The 20,814-nt window shown below is 60.8% G+C and carries 18 protein-coding genes; 7 read left to right on the plus strand and 11 right to left on the minus strand.

Translation table 11 applies throughout. The features are described from left to right. Nucleotides 1-19: 19 nt before the first annotated feature. Nucleotides 20-1,459 carry a di-heme oxidoreductase family protein gene (locus ASD70_RS23985; protein ID WP_046069380.1) on the minus strand — a complete coding sequence of 480 codons (1,440 nt, stop codon included), beginning with the start codon at nucleotides 1,457-1,459 and terminating at the stop codon, nucleotides 20-22. Between the two features lie 140 nt (nucleotides 1,460-1,599). Here ASD70_RS23985 and ASD70_RS23990 point away from each other — a divergent pair, with 140 nt between their 5' ends. Further along, nucleotides 1,600-2,163: an NAD(P)H nitroreductase gene (locus ASD70_RS23990; RefSeq protein WP_056847596.1), complete on the plus strand. Its 564-nt coding sequence runs from the start codon at nucleotides 1,600-1,602 to the stop codon at nucleotides 2,161-2,163. A 146-nt stretch (nucleotides 2,164-2,309) separates the two neighbouring features. Here ASD70_RS23990 and ASD70_RS23995 read toward each other — a convergent pair whose 3' ends face one another. The 7 genes from ASD70_RS23995 to gap form a co-directional block, all read right to left on the minus strand. After that, entirely contained in the window at nucleotides 2,310-4,448 is a 2,139-nt protein-coding gene (locus ASD70_RS23995; RefSeq protein ID WP_056847597.1) for a methyl-accepting chemotaxis protein, read from the minus strand. A gap of 137 nt (nucleotides 4,449-4,585) precedes the next feature. After that, the gene (locus ASD70_RS24000; RefSeq protein WP_056847598.1) at nucleotides 4,586-4,987 is read right to left on the minus strand and encodes a YbaN family protein; all 402 of its coding nucleotides are present in this window, start codon (nucleotides 4,985-4,987) and stop codon (nucleotides 4,586-4,588) included. Nucleotides 4,988-5,085: 98 nt separating this feature from the next. Further along, nucleotides 5,086-5,694, minus strand: a complete 609-nt coding sequence (locus ASD70_RS24005) for a biliverdin-producing heme oxygenase (protein WP_056847599.1) — start codon at nucleotides 5,692-5,694, stop codon at nucleotides 5,086-5,088. A 137-nt stretch (nucleotides 5,695-5,831) separates the two neighbouring features. Then, nucleotides 5,832-8,396, minus strand: a complete 2,565-nt coding sequence (locus ASD70_RS24010; RefSeq protein WP_056847600.1) for a TonB-dependent receptor — start codon at nucleotides 8,394-8,396, stop codon at nucleotides 5,832-5,834. Between the two features lie 117 nt (nucleotides 8,397-8,513). Further along, a complete protein-coding gene (locus tag ASD70_RS24015; RefSeq protein ID WP_056847601.1) occupies nucleotides 8,514-9,482 on the minus strand; it encodes a FecR family protein in 969 nt (322 codons plus the stop codon). A 74-nt stretch (nucleotides 9,483-9,556) separates the two neighbouring features. Beyond that, nucleotides 9,557-10,075, minus strand: a complete 519-nt coding sequence (locus tag ASD70_RS24020; RefSeq protein ID WP_046069373.1) for an RNA polymerase sigma factor — start codon at nucleotides 10,073-10,075, stop codon at nucleotides 9,557-9,559. 133 nt (nucleotides 10,076-10,208) lie between these two features. Then, nucleotides 10,209-11,210 (minus strand): type I glyceraldehyde-3-phosphate dehydrogenase, encoded by a 1,002-nt coding sequence (gene gap, locus ASD70_RS24025; protein WP_005791003.1) that lies wholly within the window; start codon nucleotides 11,208-11,210, stop codon nucleotides 10,209-10,211. 221 nt (nucleotides 11,211-11,431) lie between these two features. On the opposite strand from gap, the gene edd reads away from it, so the two are divergent. The 4 genes from edd (at nucleotide 11,432) to ASD70_RS24045 (ending at nucleotide 16,583) form a co-directional block, all read left to right on the plus strand. Continuing rightward, nucleotides 11,432-13,258, plus strand: coding sequence for a phosphogluconate dehydratase (gene edd, locus ASD70_RS24030; RefSeq protein ID WP_046069372.1), 1,827 nt, complete (start codon nucleotides 11,432-11,434; stop codon nucleotides 13,256-13,258). Beyond that, nucleotides 13,255-14,211: a glucokinase gene (locus ASD70_RS24035; protein WP_056847602.1), complete on the plus strand. Its 957-nt coding sequence runs from the start codon at nucleotides 13,255-13,257 to the stop codon at nucleotides 14,209-14,211. The genes edd and ASD70_RS24035 overlap by 4 nt, the downstream gene beginning before the upstream one ends. Before the next feature lie 178 nt (nucleotides 14,212-14,389). Next, complete coding sequence (locus ASD70_RS24040) at nucleotides 14,390-15,124, plus strand: response regulator (protein WP_046069370.1); 735 nt, start codon at nucleotides 14,390-14,392, stop codon at nucleotides 15,122-15,124. Next, nucleotides 15,114-16,583, plus strand: coding sequence for an ATP-binding protein (locus tag ASD70_RS24045; protein ID WP_046069369.1), 1,470 nt, complete (start codon nucleotides 15,114-15,116; stop codon nucleotides 16,581-16,583). The genes ASD70_RS24040 and ASD70_RS24045 overlap by 11 nt, the downstream gene beginning before the upstream one ends. A 57-nt stretch (nucleotides 16,584-16,640) precedes the next feature. Here the strand turns inward: ASD70_RS24045 and ASD70_RS24050 are convergent, their stop codons facing one another. Beyond that, nucleotides 16,641-17,570, minus strand: a complete 930-nt coding sequence (locus ASD70_RS24050; protein WP_046069368.1) for an AraC family transcriptional regulator — start codon at nucleotides 17,568-17,570, stop codon at nucleotides 16,641-16,643. 327 nt (nucleotides 17,571-17,897) lie between these two features. Between ASD70_RS24050 and ASD70_RS24055 the strand changes: the two genes are divergently transcribed. Together ASD70_RS24055 and ASD70_RS24060 are read left to right on the plus strand one after the other, a co-directional pair. Then, nucleotides 17,898-18,239: an antibiotic biosynthesis monooxygenase family protein gene (locus tag ASD70_RS24055; protein WP_043050050.1), complete on the plus strand. Its 342-nt coding sequence runs from the start codon at nucleotides 17,898-17,900 to the stop codon at nucleotides 18,237-18,239. Between the two features lie 41 nt (nucleotides 18,240-18,280). Continuing rightward, the gene (locus ASD70_RS24060; protein ID WP_046072556.1) at nucleotides 18,281-18,526 is read left to right on the plus strand and encodes a hypothetical protein; all 246 of its coding nucleotides are present in this window, start codon (nucleotides 18,281-18,283) and stop codon (nucleotides 18,524-18,526) included. Between the two features lie 99 nt (nucleotides 18,527-18,625). On the opposite strand, the gene ASD70_RS24065 is transcribed toward ASD70_RS24060, so the two are convergent. Both ASD70_RS24065 and ASD70_RS24070 read right to left on the minus strand, forming a co-directional pair. Then, nucleotides 18,626-19,246, minus strand: coding sequence for a flavin reductase family protein (locus tag ASD70_RS24065; RefSeq protein WP_046069367.1), 621 nt, complete (start codon nucleotides 19,244-19,246; stop codon nucleotides 18,626-18,628). A 73-nt stretch (nucleotides 19,247-19,319) separates the two neighbouring features. Further along, nucleotides 19,320-20,639, minus strand: coding sequence for an MFS transporter (locus ASD70_RS24070; RefSeq protein ID WP_046069366.1), 1,320 nt, complete (start codon nucleotides 20,637-20,639; stop codon nucleotides 19,320-19,322). Nucleotides 20,640-20,814: the final 175 nt, after the last annotated feature.

Below are 20,814 nucleotides of genomic sequence, written 5' to 3' on the forward strand. Positions count from 1 at the left end.
TCTGTAAGTGGGGCAAAGCTTATAAAGAATTCAGGAACGCCAGCAACGCGGCACGCTGCTCGGCATTGAACGACAACACATGCTGCTGTGCCGCTTGTGCTTCACCGCCATGCCACAGCACGGCTTCAAGCAGGTTGCGGGCGCGGCCGTCATGTAAAAACTGGGTATGACCACTCACGGCTTGCGTCAGGCCAATGCCCCACAACGGCGGCGTGCGCCAGTCGCGGCCACTGGCTTTGAATTCGGTACGGTTGTCGGCGAGGCCTTCGCCCAAATCGTGCAACAACAGGTCGCTGTAGGGGCGTATCACCTGGTTGGCCAGCTCGGGTTCGGCGGCGTTGGCGGCCGTGGTGAATGTCGGCTTGTGACAGCCCTGGCAACCGGCCTGGTAGAACAGGTTCTTGCCGGCCAGCACCTGCGGCGTGTTGACGCCTCGGCGCGCGGGCACCGCGAGGTTGCGGGTGTAGAACAGCACCAGACGCAGGATGTTGTCGCTGACTTCCGGCTCGCCGTCGGGGCCATTGCCGTTTGGCGCCTGCTTGCAGGCCACTTGGGCGTCGGTGCAGTCATCGAAGGGTCTCAGGGAGGTTGTGAGGCCCATATCACCAGAAAACGCGTGAACATTTTGTTGGTTGAGGTTGGGTTGCCCGGCTTTCCAGCCAAAACGCCCGAGTACGGTTTTATGCTGGGCGTCATCCCAGACCCAGTTGGCGCGGCCGACGATGGCGTCTTTGTCGGCGGTCTTGGGGTCGGTGTTGCGCAGGATATCGGCGTCGCTGATCGCTTCGAGCAGGCCCAGGCCGATCATCGGCGGCGCTACCCGTGCGGAGAAGCGTGTATCAGGATGCATCGGGCCGTAGCCGAGCTGGGTTATTTGCAGGTCGGGTTTGCGCAGTTCGACAACGGTGCCGTCCTGGAAGCTGACCTGGACAGGGCTGTAGTCGACCCGCACCTTGCCTTCCGGCGCTACGCCAGGCACGGCCATGTCTTGCAACTGCCCGCCGTAGACCGGCTCGGGCACCACGCCGAGCTGCTCGATGAGCTTGGCGTAGTGCGGCCGCTCTGTAATGGAGATAGGGATGGAGAGGCGCACCAGCATCGACACCGCATTCGGCGCATCAGGCAGCGGCGGATGGCCCCGACCGTCCTTGATATGGCAGTTCTGGCAGGCGTTGGTATTGAACAGAGGGCCCAGGCCATCCCGTGCCGTGGTGGTGGACGGCGCAATCACCCAAGGGCTGCGGAAGAAACTGTTACCGACGCTGAAATCCAGGCGGCGGGTGGGCGCCAGGTTGGCCGAGGGCAGGGAAAAGGCGTTCTGGTCGCGCTTGTTCACCGTCGTGGCGCCACCTGACCGCGACTCACCAGGCTCGGCCTTGGTGAAGCGGGTGGCGTCGTCGCAAGCGGTCAGGCTTAAAGCCATCAACGCTGCGGACAGGCAAAAAAACGCACGGAACATCGAAATTCCTGGAAACGGTCGGAAAATGTGGTCGCAAAGTCTAACAGGGCAGGGCGGTTTGAATAAGAGCAATTATCGTTTGGTGGCATCCGGATTCATTCCCGCTAGAATGACTGCACATTTTTTTCTGGAGGTGGCCAATGCAGGCTCTCGACGCTTTGCTCAACCGTGTTTCCGTGCCACGTCTGCTGGAACCGGCACCGACCCAGGAGCAGCGCGACCTGTTGTTCGCCGCCGCCATGCGTGCGCCCGACCACGGTCAGCTGCGCCCTTGGCGTTTCCTTACCGTAGAAGGCGCAGCCCGTGAGCAGATGGGCACGCTGTTGGCCGAGGCCGCGCGCCTGCAGGACGCCGACGCTCCCCAGGCGGTCATCGACAAGGCCCAGAACGGCCCGCTGCGTGCGCCGTTGGTGGTGGTGGTGATTGCGCGCCTGCAAGAGCACTTCAAGGTGCCCAAGTCCGAGCAATTGCTGGCGGCGGCTTGTGCAGCCCACGGCATCCTGTTGGCGGCCTATGCCCAGGGGATTGGTGCGGTGTGGCGGACCGGGGAATTGTCCTACTCGGCCCATGTGGCCAAAGGGTTGGGGCTGACGTCGGATGAAGAAGTGATTGGCTTCCTTTACCTGGGCACGCCGCAGAACCCGCCGCGTACGGCGCCGAAGGAAGACCTGACGCCGTTCGTCCAGGCCTGGCCCGGCCGGTAATTCACCACTGCCCTGCTCTATATGTAGGAGCGAGCTTGCTCGCGAAGAACTCAAAGGCGCCGCGTTTATTCAGGAAGCACGCGTCATCGTTGACGTTTTTCGCGAGCAAGCTCGCTCCTACAGGAGGCAATGTTTTCAGAACCGAGTCAGACCCTGAACTGATCCATCAACTTCATCTGCTGGCTGGCCAGTGCATTGAGCTGGCTGCTGATCTCCGCCGATTCCGTGGCCTGGCCGGTGAGGGTTTCGGTCACGGTGCGAATCGCCGAGACGTTGCGATTGACTTCTTCGGCCACTGCGCTCTGCTCTTCGGCGGCACTGGCAATTTGCAGGTTCATGTCGCTGATCACGGTGACCGCGTCACTGATCTTGCCCAGGGCCTGCACCGCCTGGTGGATCTGCCCGGCATTGCTCTGGGCCTGTTGCTGGCTGGAGTGCATGGTCGCTACCACGCCTCGGGTGCCGCTCTGGATACGCTCGATCACCAGGCGGATTTCCTCGACCGAATCCTGGGTGCGTTTGGCCAGGTTGCGTACTTCGTCGGCCACCACCGCAAAGCCACGCCCGCTTTCGCCGGCGCGTGCCGCTTCAATCGCGGCGTTCAATGCGAGCAGGTTGGTCTGTTCGGCGATGCTGCGGATCACCTCCAGGACTGAACCGATCTGTTCACTGTTGACCGCCAGGGCTTCGACTTCGCTCACCGCTTTGCTGACTTCCTCGGCAAGGGTGGTGATGTCGCGAGTGCTCTGCTCGATGATCGACATGCCTTCACGGGCCGACTGATCGGCACCGCGTGCCGCGCTGGCGGCATTCGAGGCGCTGTTGGCGACGTCATGGGCAGTGGCGCTCATTTCATTGGAGGCGGTCGCCACCTGGTCGATTTCGCGGAACTGCACCTGCATGCCTTCGCTGGTCTGGCGCGCAATGGCTGACGATTGATCTGCCGTACCACGGGCTTCGGTGATGCTTTGCTTGATCTGCGCGATGGTCGGTTGCAGCTTGTCGAGGAAGCGGTTGAACCAGTTCACCAACTCGCCCAGTTCGTCTTTCTTGGAGTACGCCAGGCGTTGGGTGAGGTCGCCGTCGCCGCTGGCGATGTCCTTGAGCATGGCGGCTACGCTGTTGATCGGCCGGGTGACGCCGGTGGCGGTCAGCCAGATCAGCAGCAAGCCCAACAGGCCGGCAGCCGCTGCCACCAGCAAGGCTTTGAGGGTGCCGCTGGCCTGGGCCTCGTCGAGTACCGCTTGCAGCTTGACGTTATCGGCCAGCATCACGGTTTTTGGCAGCTTGATCACCACACCCCAGGACTTGGCGTCGGCAATCGGCTTGACCGGGTAAACGGCGCGAATAATGTCGTTTTGCTCGCGGATCACGGGCCGGTCATTGGTGAGCAGCTGCACGATTTCCTTGCCTTCGGCGCCGAGGCTGTCGATCAGGTTCTTGCCCACCTTGGCCGGTTCACCGCTGTAGGCCGCAATCAGGCCGGTGCTGGACAGAATCTCCAGGTGCGCTGCGCCGTTGAACAGGTCTGTCTGTGCGGCATCGGTGGTCGCTTGCAGGGCAGTGAGAGCGATATCGACACCGACGACGCCAATGACTTTGGCATCGACGATCAGGGGCAGGGAAATGGTGGTCATCAGCACAGGTTTGCCGGCCACCGTGTCTTCGTAGGGGTCCAGCAAGCAGGTGCTGCGGGTGTCTCGTGGGCAGGTATACCAAATGTTGTAGGGCGTGCCGCTGAGGTTGAGGGTGGTCTTGGTCAGATCATCTTCGACCATGATGGTGTTGAGGCCTTCACCGCCCGCACGGCTCCAGTAGCTGGAAAAGCGGCCCTTTTCGTTGGAGACGCGCGCTTTGTCGTCGACGAACTCGCTGTCTTTGCCATCCAACCCGTTGGGTTCGAACGACAGCCAAATGCCCAGCACCTTGGTGTTGCGCTCGAATGCGGTTTTCACGCTTTGGTTGATTTCTTCGCGCAAGGCGCCGGCTTCAAGAGAGCGCTTGGTCCCCAGTTTACGCAGGTCTTTGATCTGGTCGGCGAGGGCCGTGACCACCAGCAGATTTTCACCAAAGGTCTTTTGCAAGTGCCCGGCCTGTTCGGCTGCCTTGGCTTGCAGTAGCTGTTCCACGCTGGCGGTCAGCATTCGTGAGCTTGAGTCACTGACCAATAGGTCGTTCTGGTTGGTGTTGTAGATATTGATGCCGACCACCAGTGCAATGACTCCCAACAGGCAAAGACCGGACAGCAGCACGATTTTCAAGCGAATGGAGAGGGTGTCGAACATAGGTTCACTCACGAATGACTTGTTGGAATGCGGGCAGCAGAGCCAAGTCCATTCGGCGCCATGCCTGAAACATCGGCGTCACAAATCGATTCATGAGGAATAGGCGATGAGCGGTAGGATAACGCCTACATGCAGCCCTATATGGAGCGTGCCAGCTGCTCGGGGCGAGACCAGATCCACAGGTTGCCCAGGCTCATCCCGGCGATGGCCAGGTACACCGGCCAGTTGTGATCCAGCATCACCAGCATCAACACGGCACACAGCAACATACTCACGGTGGCGCTGACCTTGGCCCGGCGCGCAATGATCTTGCCGTTGCGCCAGTTGAACAGGATAGGCCCGAACAGGCGGTGGTTTTCCAGCCAGGCGCTCAGGCGCGGTGAGCTTTTGGTGGCGGCCCAGGCGGCGAGGAGGATGAATTCGGTGGTCGGCAAACCCGGTATGACAATCGCCACCAGGCCGATCCCCAGGCTGACGTAGGCCAGCAGGCCGAAGAGGACTTGGGCGACTTTGGAGGTGGATTGGGTTTTGCCGGTCATAGGTAGGAATATCACAAAAAATCAATGTGAAATGAGTGCTCAGTGTGGGAGGGAGCAAGCCCCCTCCCACATTTTCTGATTGCATTTCAATCTGGAGGTCAGGCCATTTCAGGGGCGCTAGCGTACGCCTGTTCCAGCAACACGGTGAAGCGCACAAACGCATCGATCGCGCCTTTTTCTACCGCAGCTTCTTCTTCGGCGCTGAACTCCAGGCTGTCGAGGGTGCGGGTGAAGCTTTTCCAGCCTTCGGCGCGGCCACCGGCCGGTTCGCCCAAGTGGCGGGCACCGAAGCTTTCGCTCAGGCCCAGGCCGACGGCGCGCTTGATCAGGAACGCGGCGCCCAGCTTGGAGCCTTCGGACACGAACAGCCAGCCCAGGGCTTCGGCTTTACTCGGATTCTTTACTGCACCGGCCACCGGGGCCGGAATTTCAGTGTCCAGGTCCGCGAGGTCGAGCTTGGCGGCTTCGGCGCGGCAGCGTGCGGCCAGGTCGGGGACGATCTTGATCAGTTCGGCATCGTTGTACAGCGCTACCAGTTCTGACTGGAACAGGTACTGGGCCACCACGAAGCGGGCGAAGTTGGCTTGGGTTTCGAACGGCGCATGAGCCTTCACCAACGCATCCAGCTTGGTGTGCGGTTCATTGGTGATCTGGTTCAGGCGCTGAGAGCGCAGGCTCGGGCGTTCTGCGGTAGGAGAAGCGGTCATGTAAAAAGTCCTTGAGAAGGTAAGCGCCTGGGTGCCCTTAAAGAGAGCTGTTATCAACTAGACGAACAAGAAGACGTGGCACAGTAAAAAATCCTCACCCCGCCGCTGATGGATTCCGGCGAGGTGAGGCGGGTGGGTCAGATGTCCCAGATCAGGTTGATCGCAAAGTTGCGACCGGGCTGGGTCAGGCGGTCGAGGTTGGCCGGGCCGGTTACCGCTGCTTCGCCGACGCTGTCGTAGCTGCGCACGTCATCCCAGTTCCAGTACTTCTTGTCGGTGAGGTTGTAGAGGCCGCCGTTGATGGTCACGTCGTCGCTGACCTTGTAGTAGGCGGTCAGGTCGAGGATGCCGAAGCCCGGGGTCTTGAACGGGCCGTCGGTGTTGCCGTCGGGCGCGTGGAAGGTGGTGCTGTCGACGCGGTCCTGTTTCTTCACCAGGGTCCAGCTCAGCAGACCGCCATAGTTGTCCTGGTCGTAGCCCAGGCCAAACACACCCTTGAGCGGATTGACGCTGTTCAATGGCTCGCCGTTATCGTCGTTGCGGCCATGGGCGTAGGCAATGGAACCCTGGGTATACAGACCTTTTGGCGCGCCGAAAGCGTCCAGGTTCAGGCGGCCCTTGGCTTCCATGCCCTTGATGGTGGCGCGCTTGATATTGACAGCCTGGAACTGCTCCACGGTGCCCCCGACCACGGCGTTGTCTTCGTCGATAAAGTCACGGTACTTGTTGTAGTACACCGCGATATCAAAGGAACCTTCGTCAAATTTGCCGCGAATCCCGGTTTCGATTCCTTTGCTGGTTTCCGGCTTGAGGTCGGGGTTGGGTTCGACGGTGTAGCCCAGGTTGAGGTTTTCGAAGCGACCGTACAAGGCCTTGGCCGACGGGGTGCGGAAGCCCTCGGCGTATTGGCCGAACCAGGTGTAGTGATCGGTCAGGGCATAGGTCAGACCGAACTTGGGCGTGACGCGGTGCCAGGTTTTATCTTTGCCATCGACCGCATACTCGCCAGTCGGGTTGACGGTGCTGAGGAATTCCTGGGTCAGCTTGGGCTTGAGCCGGGTGTAGTCATAACGCACGGCGGGCAGGAAGGTCCATTTGTCCCAGGTGATCTGGTCCTGGGCGAACAGCGAGTAGGTGTTGATGGTCGGGTCGGGGAAGTCACTGGCCTTTTTCACGCTATCACCGGCTGAGGGGCTGGGCGCGCCGATGGCCGTGCATCCGGCGCCAACCGCCAGGCACGAGGCCGAGCCTTCGCGGGAACCGGTGACTTTCTGCTGCTTGAGGGTGGTGCCGTAGGTCACCTGGTGATCGGTCTCACCGAGGCTGAAAGCCTTGTCCAGCTGGGCGTCGAAGACCCACTGTTTTTCTTCGTAAAGGGTGTCGCGGGTGCGTAGGACACGACGGCCAGCCTGGTAGATTTCGGCGGTGGTCTGGTCGGTCTTGGCGATCTGGTAGTTGAGGCTGGTCTTGATGCGGTCGGCAATCGGTGAATCAAGGGCGAAGCTGTTTTCCAGGCCGAAGCGCTCGCGGGTAATGGTGTCGTTGCCCGAGCGGGCACGGTAGAGGTTCATGCCCCGACCGCCGATGAATGGGCCGCCCACGGCGTTCTTCAAGTTGACGTCGCGGTCATCCTTGAACTTCTCGTAGGTCAGGCCCAGGCGATTGTCATCCCCGTAGTTCCAGCCCAGCTTTGCCAGTACGTTGGTGGTGCGCGCATCTTCCGGGTTGGCGCCGGTACGGGCCAGGCCGGTGGCGTTGTTGCCGTCGTAGGATTCGGTTTCATGGCCGTTGCGCTGGCTCAGATGCAGCAAGCCGTCAAAGTCCTGTATACGCCCGGCGAAGGTGCCGGAGGTCAGCCAGCTTTCATCGGCGGAGCTGTAGCCGGTCTTCAGGCGGGCGCCGACGTCTTTGCCTGGCTTGATGATGTCGTCCGGGTCGAGGGTGAAATAACTCACCGCGCCGCCGATGGCGCTGCTGCCGTACAGGGCCGAGGCCGGGCCGCGCAGGATCTCCACGCGCTTGACGATTTCCGGGTCGACGTAGTTGCGGCGGGTCTTGGCGTAGGGGCCGTTGAAAAAGTTGTTGGGCACTTCGACGCCGTCGACCTGCGTGAGGATGCGGTCACCATCGATACCACGGATGTTATAGCCCGCGTTGCCTGAGCGGGTGCCGGCGCCGCCGACGGAAACACCGGGCTCGTAGCGCACCAGTTCGCGAATGTTGTTGGTGTTCTGGCGGTCCAGTTCCTCGCGGTCGTGCACGCTGACGGTGCTCGGTACGCTGTTCACATCCTGTTCGTTACGGGTGGCGCTGATGGTCACCTGTTGCAGGTTCAGGGCGCCGCCTGCGGCCCGTTTCTCCAGCACGATGTTGTTATCGCCCAGTTTGCGATAGCTCAGATTGGTCCCCACCAACAGCCGGTCCAAGGCTTTTTCTGGCGGCAGCGGGCCGCGTACGCCAGGGGACGACACACCCTGGCCGAGCTCGGCCGGCAAGCCAACTTGCCAGCCGGTTACCGCAGTAAAGGCATTGAGTGCCGACACGAGCGGCTGCTGCTCGATGCTGAAATTGTAATTTGCGTGGCTGCGCAGGATCGGCTCGGCGGCGGTGGCGGCCATGGCAGGTGCGCCAGCCAGCAGGATCGCGGCGGTCAGCAAGGACAAGACGGGCGAAGAACACCGGCGGTTGAAACGAGAGGACATCGAGAGCGCTCCGGGGGATACGAATCTTATAGTTGCGGACTGAACCAAATAGGAATCAGTTGCATTGGCTAAGACGAGACGTACCGCCGCGTACTATCGAGTAAAAATAATTCTCATTTAGTTCAAGATCACCAATGCCGGGTATTCCGACAGCTTGGCCGAGGTGATGTGGGCCAGTGAGCGCACCACATCCAGGGGCTGGTCGAGGCGATAGTTGCCGGTGACGGCGACGCTGGCCAGTTGCTCGTTGTTGTTGACGATCCAGCCTGGGTAATAGCGCCGCAGTTCGGCCAGCACTTCGCTCAGCGGGCAGTTTTCGAATACCAGGCGGCCCTGGACCCAGGCCAGGTCCTTGCTGGCATCCAGCTTGGCCGGCTGGCCGAACCCCTTGGGCCCGATGCGGATGCTTTGCCCGGCACTCAGGCGCACGCGGACATCGTCGAAGGTGTTGCTCAAGTCGACATCGCCACGCTGCACCTGTACCTGGGCTTCGCCATTGAGGTAGCGCACGGCGAACGCCGTGTCGCGCACGCTGGCGCGTACGGGGCCGGCATCGATTTCCAGGGGCAGGCCACGGGTGGGGGCGATTTCGAAAAACGCTTCGCCCTGGTACAGACGGGCCATGCGCTGGTGGTCCTTGATGCTGCTGGAAAACGCCGAGTTGGTGTTCAGCAGCACCTTGGAGCCATCGTCCAGTTGCAGGCGCTGGCGCTCGCCGACCACGGTGAGGTGGTCAGCCTGCAGGCGCACCGGCAGGTTACTGAAACTGAACAGGCCGATCAGCAGCACGGCGGCGGTAGCGAGGGGTTTCCAATGCGGTTTGACCCGGCGCCAACCCCTTGGCTTGCGCGGCGCAGCGAGGGCCACGGCGGCACTGTGTACTGGCGCGCCACTCCAGGCGGCCTGGGCCTTGCTGAAGGCATGAACGTGGGCCGGGTCTGCGGCCAGCCAAGCGTCGAACGCGGCCTGCTGCCCGGGTTGTGGGCACTGCAAGGCGATCAGCCAATCGAGGGCTTGGTCCATGGCCGCGTCTTGCAACACCTCATGAGCCAGCTCATGGGGGGGCAGTTTATTCGGGTCCGTCACGGTGTTCCTCGGGTCTTCGCCACGTTCTATTCATCTCTCCTACAGCTTGGATCGATAGCTCTGTCGGATGAAGCTTAAGGCTGATCCAACCGTTCGGCCACACCTACACAGATGGCCATGATCAATTTCAGTTCCTTTTGCACGGTGCTCAAGGACACGCCCAATTGATCGGCAATCTCCTGGTAGCTGCAACCGTGCAGGCGGCTGAGGATGAAAATCCGTTGCTGGCGGGCGGTCAATTGGCCGAGGCTGACGCTCAAGTGTTCCAGCAGTTGCTCGGCCTGGGTGGCCTCTTCGGGCGTACTGACCGGGGCGGCCACGCTTTGCAGCACGTCCAGTGGCACATCTTCCTGCAACGTGCGGGCCTGGATCCGACGCGAGCGCAGGTGGTCCAGCGCCAGGTTGCGCGCTGTCTGGTAGACAAAAGGTTCGAGGTGGTCGATTGGCCGCTCGCTCAGGGCCCGAGTCACGCGCAGGTAGGTTTCCTGCAACAGGTCTTCGGCAGTGCTGTGGTTATTGACCATGCGCTGCAGAGTGCGAAGCAGAATCACCCGTTGGGTGAGAAAGACGTGGTTGAAGCGAGATTGGCTCACAGTGATACCAGACCGATTTGCAGTGAATGATAATGCTTATCATCAACTGAAATGGCAAGTGGCTATTTCCCTGAACCTACTCTGGACAAAATGTAACTGTGGGAGGGGGGCTTGCTCCCTCCCACAGATGGGGTTACTCGGCGTTGCAGAGCGCCAGGCAGTTATCCAGCATGCGGTTGGAGAAGCCCCACTCGTTGTCGTACCACGCCAGCACCTTGAGCAGCTTGCCGCTGACCTTGGTGTGGTTGGCGTCGAAGATCGACGACAGTGGGTTATGGTTGAAGTCACTGGAAACCAGCGGCAGGGTGTTGTAGCCGAGGATCTTCGAATGTTGGCTGGCCTGTTTGAGCAGGGCATTGACCTCATCGGCGGTGGCTTCTTTCTTCAATTGCACGGTGAGGTCCACCAGAGACACGTTGATCACCGGTACACGCACCGCCATGCCGGTCAGCTTGCCCGCCAGTTCCGGCAGCACCAGGCCCACCGCTTCGGCGGCGCCGGTCTTGCTCGGGATCATGTTCTGGGTGGCCGAACGCGCGCGGTACGGGTCGGTGTGGTAGACGTCGGTGAGGTTCTGATCGTTGGTGTAGGCGTGAATGGTGGTCATCAGGCCGCTTTCGATACCCAGCTCACGGTGCAGCACCTGGGCCACCGGCGCCAGGCAGTTGGTGGTGCACGAGGCGTTGGAGATGATCTGGTGGGATTGACGCAAAATGTCATGGTTTACCCCGTAGACCACGGTCGCATCCGCGCCCTTGGCCGGTGCCGAGATGATCACCTTGCGTGCGCCGGCGGTAATATGGGCAGCAGCCTTGTCGCGGTCGGTGAACAGACCGGTGCATTCGAACACCACGTCGATCTTGTGTGCAGCCCACGGCAGGTCGGCGGGGTTGCGAATGGCACTGACGGCAATCCGGTCACCATTGACGGTCAGGCTTTCCTGATCGTGGGCAACCTCTGCATCGAAAGTGCCGTGTACGGTGTCGTACTTGAGCAGGTGGGCATTGATCGAGCTGTCGCCCAGATCATTGATGGCGACGATCTGCAAATCCTGGCGATAGCCTTGGGTATACAGTGCGCGCAGGACATTACGGCCGATACGGCCAAAACCATTGATTGCGATACGTAGAGTCATTGGAAAGTGCCTGTCGTCGATTTGTTGTAAGAATTACAAGATTATTCGCATAAAAATAGAAAACAAGCCTTTTTAGTGGCAATATTTTGTTCAATCTACAACGAGTGACCTGAATCAACTGGTCCGATGATCCAAACGACCCCCTGCCATCCCATGAGCCGTGGGCGTTTGATCAGCATAGACACTCAGGTCGCCACATCCGTTAGCCTGGAGTTCTATACATGCATCCCCGCGTCCTTGAGGTCACCGAACGGCTTATCGCCCGCAGCCGCGCCACCCGTGAGGCTTACCTTGCGCTCATTCGCGGCGCCGCCAGCGACGGTCCGATGCGCGGCAAGCTGCAATGCGCCAACTTTGCCCACGGCGTGGCTGGTTGCGGCACCGAAGACAAAAACAGCCTGCGCATGATGAACGCCGCCAACGTGGCAATTGTTTCTTCTTATAACGACATGCTCTCGGCACACCAGCCCTACGAACATTTCCCTGAACAAATAAAGAAAGCCCTACGTGAAGTGGGCTCGGTCGGCCAGTTCGCCGGCGGCACGCCCGCCATGTGCGACGGCGTGACCCAGGGCGAGCCCGGCATGGAGCTGAGCCTGCTCAGCCGTGAAGTCATCGCCATGTCCACGGCGGTAGCGCTGTCCCACAACATGTTCGACGCCGCGCTGATGCTGGGGATCTGCGATAAGATCGTCCCCGGCCTGATGATGGGCGCGCTGCGCTACGGCCACCTGCCGATGATCTTCGTGCCCGGCGGGCCAATGCCGTCGGGTATCTCCAACAAGCAGAAGGCCGATGTGCGCCAGCGCTATGCCGAAGGCAAGGCCAGCCGCGAAGAGCTGCTGGAATCGGAGATGAAGTCCTACCACAGCCCCGGTACCTGCACCTTCTACGGCACCGCCAATACCAACCAGTTGCTGATGGAGGTGATGGGCCTGCACTTGCCGGGCGCATCGTTCGTCAACCCGTACACGCCGCTGCGCGATGCCCTGACCCGCGAGGCCGCGCACCAGGTCACCCGTTTGACCAAGGCCAATGGCAACTTCACGCCGATCGGCGAGATTGTCGACGAGAAGTCCATTGTCAACTCCATCGTCGCCCTCAACGCCACGGGCGGTTCCACCAACCACACCCTGCACATGCCGGCCATCGCCATGTCGGCGGGCATCATCCTGACCTGGCAGGACATGGCCGACCTTTCCGAGGTGGTGCCGACCCTGTCCCACGTGTATCCAAATGGCAAGGCCGACATCAACCACTTCCAGGCGGCGGGCGGCATGTCGTTCCTGATCCGCGAACTGCTCGAAGCCGGCCTGCTCCACGAAGACGTCAACACCGTGGCCGGCAAGGGCCTGAGCCGCTATATCCAGGAACCGTTCCTGGTCGATGGCGAACTGGTCTGGCGCGACGGGCCGATTGAAAGCCTCGACGAAACCATCCTGCGCCCGGTGGCCCGTGCGTTCTCGCCCGAAGGCGGCCTGCGCGTGATGGAAGGCAATCTCGGTCGTGGCGTAATGAAAGTTTCTGCGGTGGCGCCGGAGCATCAGGTTGTCGAAGCGCCGGCGGTGGTGTTCCAGGATCAACAGGACCTGGCTGACGCCTTCAAGGCTGGCGAGTTGGAAAAAGACTTCGTCGCGGTGATGCGCTTTCAGGGCCCGCGCTCCAACGGCATGCCCGAATTGCACAAGATGACGCCGTTCCTCGGTGTGTTGCAGGACCGTGGTTTCAAAGTTGCGCTGGTGACAGACGGGCGTATGTCCGGCGCCTCGGGTAAGATCCCTGCCGCGATCCACGTCAACCCCGAAGCCCAGAGCGGCGGGCCGCTGGCGCGGGTGCAGGATGGCGATATCATCCGCGTGGATGGCGTTACCGGCACCTTGGAGCTTAAGGTAGACGCCGCAACTTTTGCAGCGCGCACGCCTGCCACGGGCCTGCTGGGCAATAACGTGGGCGCCGGTCGCGAGCTGTTTGCATTCATGCGCTTGGCCGCAAGCTCCGCAGAGCAGGGCGCCAGCGCCTTTACCTCTGCCTTGGAGACGCTTAAGTGAAACTTGCGCTGGTCGGTGACATCGGGGGTACCAACGCCCGCTTTGCGTTGTGGCGGGACCAGGAACTGCATTCGATCCGCGTGCATGCCACTGCAGATCACTCGAGCCCTGAGGAGGCCATCAAGGTCTACCTCAAGGAAGAGGGCCTGCAAGTCGGCGATATCGGCGCGGTGTGCCTGTCGGTGGCCGGGCCGGTGAGCGGTGATGAATTTAAATTCACCAACAATCATTGGCGCTTGAGCAAGACTGCGTTTTGCCAAGCGTTGCAGGTGGATGAACTGCTGCTGGTCAACGATTTCTCCGCCATGGCCCTGGGCATGACTCGCCTCAAACCCGACGAATTCCGCGTGGTCTGCCAAGGCACGCCGGAGCCGTTGCGCCCGGCCGTAGTGATTGGCCCGGGCACGGGTCTTGGTGTGGGGACGTTGCTGGATTTGGGCGCTGGCCGCTTCGCGGCGCTGCCGGGGGAGGGCGGACATGTCGACCTGCCCCTGAGCAGCCCGCGGGAAACCCAGCTGTGGCAGCACATTTACAACGAGATTGGCCATGTCAGCGCAGAAACCGCGTTGAGTGGCGGTGGGTTGCCGCGTCTGTACCGCGCCATCTGTGCGGTCGACGGGCATACTCCGGTGCTGGACAGTCCCGAGGCTATTACCGCAGCGGGGCTGGCCGGTGACCCGGTGGCTATGGAAGTGTTGGACCAGTTCAGCATCTGGCTGGGCCGGGTGGCCGGCAATAACGTACTGACCACGGGTGGGCGTGGTGGTGTTTACATCGTGGGTGGGGTAATACCGAGGTTTGCCGACTTCTTTATCGCCAGCGGTTTCGCCAAGAGCTTTGCGGATAAAGGCTGCATGAGCGACTACTTCAAGGGCATTCCGGTGTGGTTGGTGACCGCGCCGTATTCCGGGTTGACCGGGGCGGGTGTGGCGCTTGAGCAGGCTTTTGCGTAGGTCATAATGGCCCCTTTCACATTCGACCTGGTTTCAACTCTGGAATGCAGGCAAATGTAGGAGCGAGCTTGCTCGCGAAAAACGCCAACGATAACGCAGCGCATCAGGTTATACGCGCCACCCTCAGGTTTTTCGCGAGCAAGCTCGCTCCTACAGCCATAACAACAAGGAGGACCCCGTGAGCGTAATCAGTAAATCCATTCTCCTCGTCGACGACGACCAGGAAATCCGCGAATTGCTGCAAACCTACCTCAGTCGTGCCGGCTTCCAGGTGCGTGGCGTGCCGGATGGCGCGGGGTTCCGCCAGGCGATGAACGAGGCGCCGTGCGACCTGGTCATCCTCGATGTAATGCTGCCGGACGAAGACGGTTTCAGCCTTTGTCGCTGGATCCGCCAGCACCCTCGCCAGGCGCAGGTGCCGATCATCATGCTCACCGCCAGTTCCGACGAAGCCGACCGGGTGATCGGTCTGGAGCTGGGCGCCGATGACTATATCGGCAAGCCATTCAGCCCCCGAGAATTACAGGCGCGCATCAAGGCGCTGCTGCGTCGTTGCCAGTTTGGCCAGGAACGCGGCAGCAGTAGCGACGTGCTGGTGTTCGACGAGTGGCGCCTGGATATGATCAGCCATCGGCTGTTCCACGTTGATGGTGAAGAGGTGATCCTCTCCGGTGCCGACTTTGCCTTGCTCAAATTATTTCTCGACCACCCGCAACAGATCCTCGACCGCGACACCATCGGCAACGCCACTCGTGGCCGTGACCTGATGCCTCTGGACCGTATCGTCGACATGGCCGTCAGCCGCCTGCGCCAACGCCTGCGCGATACTGAAAAACCCCCGCGGCTGATCCGCACCGTGCGCGGCAGCGGTTACCAGCTGGCAGCCAGCGTGGTTGCCGGCAATGCCCACTGAACACCCGGCTGAACGCCGTCGCCGCTTTCCGGTACCGCGCTCCCTACTGGGGCGCATGCTGCTGCTGACCTTGCTGGTGGTGCTGTTCGCCCAGGCATTGTCCAGCGTGATCTGGGTCTCGCAGTTGCGCGCCACCCAACTTGAGGGCCTGGTCACCAGCGCCCGTAGCCTGGCGCATTCGATGACCGCCAGCGTGAGTTATTTCCGTTCGTTGCCGGTGGCCTATCGACCTTTGGTGCTCGACCAGTTGCGCAGCATGGGCGGCACGCGTTTTGTCGTGACCCTCAATGACCGCCCGCTGGATATGGCCTTGCTGCCGCAAACCCCGCGCAAGCAGGCGGTGCTGGAAGCGGTCGATGACGTGTTGCGCCAGACCCTGGGCGCCAACGTGCTTATCTCGGTGGAGTTCGTCAGCGCCGAGGAGCTGCGTATCTTCAATGCCGGCTTGAAGCTCGACGAACTGCCGCGTTCCTGGGCGCATTACGCCTTGACTCTGGAACCGGTGAACCCGCCGGTACTGGTCACCCAGATCCAGCTTGCCCCCGGAGAATGGCTGTACATCGCCTCGCTGTTGCCCGAGCCCTATACCAGCCTCGAGGAGCAGAGCCTGCCGTCCCAGCAGGTTTGGTTTATCGTGTTGACCAGCGGTCTCTTGCTGCTGTTCATCGGCCTGCTGGTGCATTGGCAAAGCCGGCCGCTCAAGCGCCTGGCGCGGGCGGCGCGGGACATGTCCCTGGGCGCTGATGTGGAGCCGGTGGCCGAAGGCGGCGGCAGTGAAGTGGTGGAAGTGGGCCGCGCTTTCAATGCCATGCGCGAACGCATCAGCCGTTACCTGACCGAACGCAGCCAATTGTTCAGCGCGATTTCCCACGATTTGCGCACACCGATTACTCGCCTGCGGCTGCGGGTAGAATTGCTTGAAGACGAAAATCTGCAAGCCAAGTTCGGCCGCGACCTGGATGAGTTGGAGTTGCTGGTCAAAGGCGCGCTGCAATGCGTGAAAGACACCGACATTCACGAAAACATTCAGCCGGTGGACCTCAACCACGTACTCGAATGCCTGGTGGAGCCGTACCTGGCGCCCAATGGCAACGGTCGCGTGTCCCTGGATGGCGCGGCCCTGACGACCTACCCGGGCAAGCCGCTGGCGCTCAAGCGTTGCATCGGCAACCTGATCGACAACGCCTTGAAGTATGGGCAGAACGCGCATTTGCATATCGAGGACGATGGCGCGCTGTTCACCCTGCATGTGGATGATGAAGGCCCGGGGGTGCCGGAACAGCGCCTGGAGCAAGTTTTCGAACCGCACTTTCGCCTGGCAGGCCAGCAGCAGGGGTATGGGTTGGGGTTGGGGATTGCGCGCAATATTGCCCATAGCCATGGAGGGGAAGTGAGTTTGCAGAATTTGCGTGAAGGTGGCCTTCGCGTCACCCTGCAACTGCCCCGCGGACTTGATTGAACACACGCTGATTAAATGTGGGAGCAAGCCCCCTCCCACATTTTGATCTCCATCCGTTTAGATACTTTGGCGCAGCCGGGCCAGGTCTCTTAGCGGCGGCGCGCCAAACAACCGGCTGTATTCCCGACTGAACTGCGACGGGCTTTCATATCCCACCCGATAGCCCGCAGCCGAGGCTTCCAACCCTTCGGCAATCATCAGTCGTCGGGCTTCCTGCAAACGCAGTTGTTTCTGGTACTGCAGCGGGCTCATGGCGGTGATCGCCTTAAAGCGATGATGCAAGGTCGAGACGCTCAGGTTCACTTCCTTGGCCAGGTCGTCGATGCGCAGCGGTTGTTCATAGTTGCCGTTCAACCATTTGATCGCCTGGCTGACCCGATGGCTCTGGCTGTTGGCCACGGCGATTTCATACAGGCGATAACCCTGTGGGCCACGCAGCAAGCGGTAGAGGATTTCACGGTTGATCAACGGCGCGAGCATGGCGATATCTTTGGGCGTATCCAGCAGCCGGGTCAGACGCAGCACGGCGTCGAGCAATTGGTGGTCGATGCGGTCGACGTACATTCCCCGGGTCGACGGGCGTGAGGGCACGCCCATGGGCCCGGCCTCTGCGATCAGCGCCGTCAGTTGCGTCGGGTCGATGTTGATACGCACCGAGAGGTTAGGGTTCTCGGCGGTGGCATCGATAATCCGCCCGGCCACCGGCATCGCCACCGAGAAGACCAGGTAGTTGAGCGGGTCGTAGGCGAAAATTTCGTCGGCCAGGCGCACTTCCTTGTTGCCGCTGGCCAGGATGCACAGCGCAGGTTCCACCAGCACCGGCATGAAATCCCGCGGTGTGTTGTGGCGGTTCAGGTACAGCGAGGTAATCGCGGTGCCATAGGAGCCGTCTTCCCAGGTATGGCGGTGCACGATACTGGCCAACTCGGCGCGTTGCTTTTCCATCTCGGCATCGAGGGGAGTGGACTTTGGATCGGGCGACGGCATGGGGCGTCCTCTACACGCTGCTTTGATGGGCTCAGCTTAGCGGCGGCTTTTCAAATAGTGTTACGTCGATTCTGCCTGATCCTTGCCTGATCCTGCGATCTGTCGTGAATCAGGCAAGCGCCAGGCCTGTCATCTCCCTGAAACACTGGGCAGGCGCGTGGAATAAATCCTGGGGCCGAACGTCCTATCTACGCTTTTCGCAGGATTGTGCAATAAGCCTGCAGGAATCGACTAACCGCGCCCACACCCGCGCCGTTATCTTTGATCCTGTGGCAACACGCCCCCACAGTGCTTGCCGAGCATCACTTCTCAACGGGAGAGTCGAACATGTCCACCCCCATTCCCGCGAGCCATATGGCCTTTATCCGCGCCCGTAGCGGGTGCAGCACCGAACTCGGTGCACGCTTGAGCAGTTTGATCGAACCAGGACGCCAGGCCGAGGGTTGCCTGCAATTCTCGTTGCAGCATTCCCAGGTCGACCCCGATGTCTGGCTGGTCTCGGGGTTCTGGAGCAGCGAGCAGGCCATGAGCGCCTACTTCAACTCTCCGGCCCTGATGATCCTCACCGAGCTGTTGAACGACATGGTGATCCGCAGCATGGACTTCCAGACCTTCACCGATGCATCTGCCGCCCATGCCTACGGCGAGTACCTGCAACTGGCCGGTTGAGGGTTACAATGGTCGACTTTCCATTGGCCAGGACCTGCAACATGGCACGTAGACAATTTGCCCACCACGAAGCCGTTTCCGCCGTAGTACCGGGAGAAGGTGGCTACAGCGCCGCCGTCGCCGTCAAGGCACTGGATGGCATGGGCGCCCCGCAGTTCCACAAGATCCTTGAAGGGCAGACGTTCAAGACGGCGTCCGATGCCGATGATGCGGCGACGTTGCAACTTGAGCGTCTGGTCGATGTGGATGCAGAAGGCCAACTGACCTGGGCCCCCGCCGCACTGTAGGAGCGAGCTTGCTCGCGAAAAACTCAAGAGCACCGCGTTCAGCCTGGTGCCCCGCGTTATCGTTGACGATCTTCGCGAGCAAGCTCGCTCCTACAGGGGTTATTGAGGTCTGTGCATTTTGAACAGGGCCTCAGGCCCCAGCTGGAAATAATCCGCCGGGCCACCCCCACGCAAAATCGGCTCGGCGGCAGCGGTGTCGTAAATCCCGTCCTTGAGCAACCATTTGGCGATGTGCACCGCAACCACCTCGCCCAGCACCAGCCAGCTTGGCACCAACTGTTGGTCGGCACGTTGCAGCTGGAGGATCTGCGTCACCTTGCACTCGAACGACACCGGGCTCTCGCCCACCCGTGGTACGCCAACGATTTTCGAAGCCACCGGCGTCAAGCCGGAGAGTTCGAATTCATTCACCTCGGGCGATACGGCCGCGCAGCTCTGGTTCATCTGCTCGGCCAGCGGGCGGGTGGCCAGGTTCCATACGAACTCGCCGGTCTGTTCGATGTTGTTCAGGCTGTCTTTGCGCCCGACACTGGAAAAACCAATGATCGGCGGAATGTAGTTGAACGCATTGAAGAAACTGTAGGGCGCCAGGTTCAGGCGACCTTCGCGGTCGTGTGACGAAATCCAGCCAATCGGTCGCGGGCCGACAATCGCGTTGAACGGATCATGGGGCAGGCCGTGGCCGTTGGCGGGTTCGTAGAAGTGGATATCGTCGGACATGACCTGTTCTGCTCTCAGTTCTGAAGCCCACATCATATCCAATATGGGAGGGGGCTTGCCCCTCCCACATTTTTTAGTCCGTGGTAATCCGCGAATGTTTGCGCGTGTCTTTCATGGTCACGTAGACCATCAGCGACACTGCGATACACGCGGTCACGTACCAGTAGTAGCCAGTTTCCATGCCGATGCTCTTGAACCACAGCGCGATGTATTCAGCGGTACCGCCGAAGATCGACACGGTCAGGGCATACGGCAGGCCCACGCCCAGGGCGCGGATTTCGGTGGGGAACAGTTCGGCTTTCACCACGGCGTTGATCGATGTGTAGCCGCTGACGATGATCAGCGCCGCCATGATCAGGAAGAACGCACCCCACCAGGACTGGATGGTGTGCAGGGTGGTGAGGATCGGCACGGTGAACAGGGTACCGAGGACACCGAAGGCGATCAGGATCGGCCGCCGGCCAATCTTGTCCGACAGCCCGCCGACCAGGGGTTGCAGGCACATGAACAGGAACAGCGTGGCCGCCGAGATGGTGGTGGAGTCGGAGATGCTCATGCCGACCGTGTTCACCAGGTATTTCTGCATGTAGGTGGTGTAGGTGTAGAACGCCAGGGTGCCGCCCATGGTCAGGCCGACCACGGTCATCAGTTCCTTGGGGTGGCGCATCAAGGTGCGCATGGCGCTTTCCTTGGCTTTTTCCTTCTTGGTGAACGACTCGGTTTCTTCCATACCACGACGCAGGTACAGCGCGACCACTGCACACAAGGCGCCGATGGCGAACGGGATACGCCAGCCCCAGGCATACAGCTGCTCGGTGGTCAGCAGTTGTTGCAGCACGATCAGCACCGCCAGCGCGATGAGCTGGCCGGAGATCAGGGTCACGTACTGGAAGCTGGAGTAGAAGCCACGGCGTTCCTTGGTCGCCATTTCACTGAGGTAAGTGGCAGAGGTGCCGTATTCGCCACCGACCGACAGGCCCTGCAGCAAACGGGCAAACACCAGCAGGATCGGCGCGCCGATACCAATGACTTCATAGCTTGGGCTCAGGGCAATCAGCAGGGAGCCGAAGCACATCAGGTAGACCGAGGCCATCAGGGCTTTTTTACGTCCGACTTTGTCGGCATACAGGCCCATCAGCCAGCCACCGATCGGGCGCATCAGGAAGCCCACGGCGAAGATCGCGGCGGTGTTGAGCAATTGGGCGGTGGTGTCGCCCTTGGGGAAGAAGGTCTTGGCGAAGTACAGCGAGAAGGCGGCGTAGACGTACCAGTCGTACCACTCGACCATGTTGCCCACCGACCCGCTGAAGATCGATTTGATTCGACTGGAAGTGGTGCGTTCTTTTGCCGGCGCAGCCGCCGACCCCAGAGGCAAGGTATTGGAGTTATCCATTGAAGGATCCTTCATCTAGTTGTTTTTATGGAGCGTGCTTGAGCACTGCCTGGTTCGGGCTATAGCAGGAGCTGTGCCAGGTAGATGAAGGCCCGGAATAGAAGGGTTGCAGGATTTTTTTGAGCGGAAAGTTGCCGATGATTTTCGGCTGGTAAGCGGAAATCCGCTTATGGTT

The organism is Pseudomonas sp. Root569 (assembly GCF_001427465.1).
GTDB classification, from domain to species: Bacteria; Pseudomonadota; Gammaproteobacteria; order Pseudomonadales; family Pseudomonadaceae; genus Aquipseudomonas; species Aquipseudomonas synxantha.

Coding starts and splice junctions, on each gene's coding strand:
- ASD70_RS23985 (WP_046069380.1), bottom strand. CDS start 1,459: ATGTTCCGTGCGTTTTTTTGCCTGTCCGCAGCGTTGATGGCTTTAAGC.
- ASD70_RS23990 (WP_056847596.1), top strand. CDS start 1,600: ATGCAGGCTCTCGACGCTTTGCTCAACCGTGTTTCCGTGCCACGTCTG.
- ASD70_RS23995 (WP_056847597.1), bottom strand. CDS start 4,448: ATGTTCGACACCCTCTCCATTCGCTTGAAAATCGTGCTGCTGTCCGGT.
- ASD70_RS24000 (WP_056847598.1), bottom strand. CDS start 4,987: ATGACCGGCAAAACCCAATCCACCTCCAAAGTCGCCCAAGTCCTCTTC.
- ASD70_RS24005 (WP_056847599.1), bottom strand. CDS start 5,694: ATGACCGCTTCTCCTACCGCAGAACGCCCGAGCCTGCGCTCTCAGCGC.
- ASD70_RS24010 (WP_056847600.1), bottom strand. CDS start 8,396: ATGTCCTCTCGTTTCAACCGCCGGTGTTCTTCGCCCGTCTTGTCCTTG.
- gap (WP_005791003.1), bottom strand. CDS start 11,210: ATGACTCTACGTATCGCAATCAATGGTTTTGGCCGTATCGGCCGTAAT.
- edd (WP_046069372.1), top strand. CDS start 11,432: ATGCATCCCCGCGTCCTTGAGGTCACCGAACGGCTTATCGCCCGCAGC.
- ASD70_RS24045 (WP_046069369.1), top strand. CDS start 15,114: ATGCCCACTGAACACCCGGCTGAACGCCGTCGCCGCTTTCCGGTACCG.
- ASD70_RS24050 (WP_046069368.1), bottom strand. CDS start 17,570: ATGCCGTCGCCCGATCCAAAGTCCACTCCCCTCGATGCCGAGATGGAA.
- ASD70_RS24055 (WP_043050050.1), top strand. CDS start 17,898: ATGTCCACCCCCATTCCCGCGAGCCATATGGCCTTTATCCGCGCCCGT.
- ASD70_RS24060 (WP_046072556.1), top strand. CDS start 18,281: ATGGCACGTAGACAATTTGCCCACCACGAAGCCGTTTCCGCCGTAGTA.
- ASD70_RS24065 (WP_046069367.1), bottom strand. CDS start 19,246: ATGTCCGACGATATCCACTTCTACGAACCCGCCAACGGCCACGGCCTG.
- ASD70_RS24070 (WP_046069366.1), bottom strand. CDS start 20,639: ATGGATAACTCCAATACCTTGCCTCTGGGGTCGGCGGCTGCGCCGGCA.